The organism is Sedimentibacter sp. (assembly GCF_033447055.1).
GTDB lineage: Bacteria > Bacillota > Clostridia > Tissierellales > Sedimentibacteraceae > Sedimentibacter.
In genome coordinates, this window is record NZ_JAWQJF010000010.1 from 1 (window position 1) to 3,654 (window position 3,654).

General features: G+C 35.3%; 3 protein-coding genes. All 3 read right to left on the bottom strand.

The window, feature by feature from the left end; all coding sequences use genetic code 11:
• Nucleotides 1–281 precede the first annotated feature (281 nt).
• Nucleotides 282–2,240, bottom strand: coding sequence for a TRAP transporter permease (locus SA378_RS00870; RefSeq protein WP_318524109.1), 1,959 nt, complete (start codon nt 2,238–2,240; stop codon nt 282–284).
• Complete coding sequence (locus SA378_RS00875) at nt 2,233–2,742, bottom strand: DUF1850 domain-containing protein (protein ID WP_318524110.1); 510 nt, start codon at nt 2,740–2,742, stop codon at nt 2,233–2,235. The genes SA378_RS00870 and SA378_RS00875 overlap by 8 nt, the downstream gene beginning before the upstream one ends.
• A gap of 158 nt (nt 2,743–2,900) precedes the next feature.
• On the bottom strand, nt 2,901–3,654 hold a 754-nt coding region (locus SA378_RS00880; RefSeq protein ID WP_318524111.1), incomplete at its 5' end, for a TAXI family TRAP transporter solute-binding subunit.

Below are 3,654 nucleotides of genomic sequence, written 5' to 3' on the forward strand. Positions count from 1 at the left end.
TGAAGGAGAATTAAATATAATTGAATTAATAGAATTTGCAAAACAGAAAAATTCCAGGGCGCTCATAGAAGTGAAAACAGCAGAAGCTCTTGAAAAATCCATAAAAGCATTAAACAAAAAAATCTTAACCGTATAAACGTATAACCATATAACCATATAACCATATAACCATATAACGAGGCAACTGAAAAAATATACTTTTGTCATCCATAACGATAGTAAAGGATCTCATCTTTGTTGAATTGATGAGATCCTTTAATTTTGTCTCAGAGTAACAACGTCTAAATATATTCGTTGTCTATTTTTTTATTTGCTTTGTTCTTTTGATATAAAAACGAAATAGCAATAATTACAAATCCGATTATATCAGTTATTGCACCTGGATAAATCAGCAACACCCCACCAACCAGGAAGGCAATTCTTTCAAATTTATTGGCATGTGTGAACAAATATCCTTCCATGGAAGCACTTATTCCAAACATACCTGTTATTGAAGTTATAATTATTAGAATAACCTCAAATGGTGTAGTATCAATCATAAGCATCGCCGGGTTTAAAACAAATATATACGGAATAATAAATGCTGCAATGGCCAGCTTGCTGGCGGTTATACCCGTTTGCAACGGATTGCTTTTTGCAATTGCACTTCCTGCAAATGCAGCTAACGCTACAGGAGGAGTTATATCAGCAATAATACCAAAGTAAAATGTAAACATATGGGCTGCAAGAACCGGAACATTCAACATAACAAGGGCAGGAGCAGCGATAGTTGCTGTAATAACATAATTTGCCGTTGTGGGAGCACCCATGCCGAGAATCAATGATGTAATCATGGTAAATATCAATGTAAGTATTAAATTTCCGCCAGAAAGAGAAACCAACCCATTTCCAAGCTTGAGTCCTAATCCGGTCAATGTTATAGTTCCAACAATAATACCTGCGCAAGCACATGCAACAGACACTCCAAGAGCATTTTTTGCTCCTTGTTCCAAAGCTTCTAAAATATTTTTAAATGTAAGCCTCGTACTTTTTCTTATATAACTTGTTGCAACGGCAAGACCTAATCCGTAAAGAGCAGCTCTTACAGGTGTTGACCCTTCAACAAGAAAATATACTATTCCTATTAACGGTAAGAAAAGATATCCCCTTTCTCTCATTACTTTTGAAAGTCGAGGAAGCTCATCTTTACTCATTCCTTTCATACCGAGTTTTTTTGCTTCGAGATGGACACTTATCCAAATGCCGGTGAAATATAATAAAGCCGGTATTATGGCAGCTTTTGCAATCTGTGCATATGGTACACCAATAAACTCAGCCATTAAAAATGCGGCTGCACCCATAATAGGCGGCATTATCTGTCCTCCTGTTGATGCCGCAGCTTCAACAGCAGCTGCAAATTCTGGTTTGTATCCCAGACTTTTCATCAATGGAATTGTAAAACTGCCGGAACCAACTGTGTTGGCAACTGAACTTCCGGAAATCGTGCCTTCCAAAGCACTTGTTAAAACAGCAACTTTAGCGGGGCCTCCGGCAGCAAAACCTGCAACAGAATTAGCTAAATCAATAAAGAATGCTCCTATACCTGTTTTCTCTAGAAAAGAACCAAGGAGAATAAATAAAAATATAAAAGTTGCCGCAACACCTAAAGGAATACCTAATTCACCCTCAGTTGTGTAATACATGTGACTTACAATTCTAGCGACAGAATAACCTCTGTGATTTAAAAATCCAGGCAGATAAGGACCTAATACTCCGTAAGCAAGAAATACAGAAGCAATTATTGCTATAGGGAGTCCGACGACCCTTCTTGAACCTTCAAGTACCAGAAGTATTGCAATACCGCCAATTATAATATCAAGTGTATTCTGATCTCCGGCTCTTAAGAGCAAAGATTCAAAGTTAAAAGTCAAGTACAAGGCTGTAAAAACACCTAGTACTGCTAAAAAAACATCCAACTTTCCAAATCTGTCTTTACGCATTTTTTTACTTGCAGGATACATTAAATATACCAATAAAAAAACAAATGCCAAATGTATGGAACGTTGCAGCTGTGCAGGCAGTATTCCTGCTAATGATGTATACAGCTGAAAACATGAGAATAATATTGCAATGAGAGATACAAATTTCATCTGTTTTCCGCTTAAACGTCTATAAGCAGATTCCTTATCAAACTTCGCCATTATGTCATCAACATTTATTTCTTCCTTAATCTGATTATTATTTAAATTGTCATCATTCATAAAGCTGCCTCCTTAATATATCGTAAATTGAAACCCTTTTTATCTTGAATAAAGCCGGATTTTGGGGTTCAACATATTTATCTAACTTAAAGCTTTCATTTTTAACGTGAACAGTGTGGTCGGCATAAGTTCCTACCAAAATGGTAAATTCGTTTAATTCTCTGTTGATATTGTCAATTAATACTTTCCCATTTTCAAATTTAATATCAGCATCAGGGTAGTCTCTGGCATCCGGCATTCCGGCACCATATGAATAAAAAGTTGTTTTATAAACAACAAATTTGTTTCCTTCGATTCTGTAAAATTCATTTACGGGTGTTCTGTTGACTGAATGTTTGAAACTGGTATAGAAATTCTCGAATTTTTCAATGCTGTCACAATAAACAACATCCCCTGTTTTCCCATTGGAAATAGTAAATTGGTTGAATACAGGTATAAAAAAAATAATTATTACAAATAATATTAAAATCATTATAGTGACAAACATTGTAGGGTTTTTCATAACAAGGAGCTCCTATACCGGTCTTTCAAAAAACTTTACTCTATTCAATGTCATTCTGAGGCACAGCAGAAGAATCTCATAATTTCAACAATATTAATGAGATCCTTCGCTGCCGCTCAGGATGACATAAGAGGACATTTTAGTTACCTAAATATTTTTTATTTTATAAGCCCTGCCTCTTTATAGTATTTTTCTGCGCCTGGGTGAAGAGGTATAGAAATACCATTAATAGCTCCTTCTAAAGAAATTGAATTTCCTTTGTCATGAGCTTTTGCAAGTTCAGGTTGATTATCAAATAATGCTTTTGTAATGTTGTATATCACATCTTCAGAAGCTTCTGCATTTGTTGCCAATGTTGCCATAACAGCAACAGTTTTAACATCATTAGTCTGTCCACTATAAGTGTTAGCAGGAATAGTGTATTCAACAAAGAATGGGTATTTTTCAATTAAACTGCTAATAGCTTCATCAGACAAAGAAACTAAAGAAACTGGATTTTGTGTTGAAATATCCTGTATTGAAGCATTTGGAATACCTGCAGTTACAAAAAAACTTTCAATGTGCTTATCTTTGTAAGCATCAGCGGATTCGGAGAAAGATAAATAGCTTACAGACATATCGTCATATGTAAGACCTGCTGCATCTAAAATTTGTCTTGCGTTAGCTTCAACGCCGCTTCCAGGAGCTCCAACAGATACTTTCTTTCCATTTAAATCTTCTACAGTGTTTATTCCCTCAGAGGCAACTATTTGTACAATTTCCGGATACAGAATAGCTATACCACGCAAATTTTCAATTTTTGCATCAGCAAAAGCTTCAGTTCCATTATAAGCATAATCCAACATATCATTTTGAAGAATAGCCAACTCAGCTTCATTCTTACCTAAAAGTTTGCAATTTTCAACAGAAGCA

Excerpts from the sequence above, each read along its gene's own strand:
- SA378_RS00870 (WP_318524109.1), bottom strand. The coding sequence starts at position 2,240 with ATGAATGATGACAATTTAAATAATAATCAGATTAAGGAAGAAATAAAT.
- SA378_RS00875 (WP_318524110.1), bottom strand. The coding sequence starts at position 2,742 with ATGAAAAACCCTACAATGTTTGTCACTATAATGATTTTAATATTATTT.